Origin of the sequence: Maribacter sp. PR1, assembly GCF_028464145.1 — a bacterium.
Taxonomy (GTDB): domain Bacteria; phylum Bacteroidota; class Bacteroidia; order Flavobacteriales; family Flavobacteriaceae; genus Maribacter.
Genome location: NZ_JAQPCG010000023.1, coordinates 1 through 1,010 on the forward strand (window position 1 = coordinate 1; position 1,010 = coordinate 1,010).

Genomic DNA, 1,010 nt, shown 5'->3' on the forward strand with positions numbered 1-1,010 from the left:
TAGTGTAAAGTTCTGATATAACGAACCGCCGTGTACGAGACCCGTACGCACGGTGGTGTGAGAGGCGCAGTCCGTTCCTAACTAGGGGCGGACCCGTCTACTCGATTGGCAACAGTATTTTTGTCAATCGACAATTTCCTCAAAGATTATCTTATTTTCTAATTTAGGAATGCTAATTATTCGGAAAGTTGGAACATATCCTTTTCCATTTGGCTCATAAAATTCCGATTTAAATTCCGTATGAGTTTGATAATTTAAAGTTACTGAATTTCCAACGTATCTATCTTGCGTACTTGGTAAATGAAAATAACTTTTAATCCTATCTTGATAAAATTTTGATGTTTTAATTTCACTTACAAGTCTCTTTTTGTCAGATTCCGAAATTGATAATTCAAAACGGTGATAATAGTCAACAGTTCCAACACTCTTATTTTCTATTATTTCAAAGTCATCTTTTAGTTCCATATTTTGTTCTGAAAGAAGTTCTATAGCATCATTTTTAAAAAATAAATAGTCATCTATGTAAATAGAAGCTGATAGAATAATTGTTCCGATTATCAAAATTCCAGATATTATTTTTCCTGCTTTTTTGTATCCCAATTTTTTTGGAATCCAATAGCTTAAAAATATAATTCCGCTTATTATTATAAGAATTATAAATAAAAATATAAAGGTAAAATTCGGACTGTCCATATTCGCTAATAGTGGTTTCTCATATTGTTGCCAACGTCACGGCTATGGCAAGTAGGGCAGTCAAGGAAACGTTGAGTTTCCGTCTGCGGTTTTAGCCAAAGCTTTTTGTTTTGTTTTTATCTTTTTCATTTTAAAAGCCAAATCCAAAAGATTTGGCGGACTTCAAAAATATGCCCAAGCCTTTAAATATAGCACTTTATGCCCTATTTGCTATAGGCATTGTGCCTGTTGCACAAGTTAGGGAAAAAAGTCGTTGACGATCATTGCCGATCCAATGATCGATCGTAACTTTAGGTATGCAAGGCAAGAAGGATTAT

Annotated in this window: 1 protein-coding gene; it reads right to left on the minus strand. The window is 33.7% G+C overall.

What is annotated here, in order from left to right:
* Positions 1 to 123 precede the first annotated feature (123 nt).
* The gene (locus tag PP182_RS21005; RefSeq protein WP_272653204.1) at positions 124 to 693 is read right to left on the minus strand and encodes a hypothetical protein; all 570 of its coding nucleotides are present in this window, start codon (positions 691 to 693) and stop codon (positions 124 to 126) included.
* Between the last annotated feature and the right edge of the window lie 317 nt (positions 694 to 1,010).

Bases quoted from the DNA above. Each gene is read 5' to 3' on its own strand.
- PP182_RS21005 (WP_272653204.1), bottom strand. From the start codon at position 693: ATGGACAGTCCGAATTTTACCTTTATATTTTTATTTATAATTCTTATA.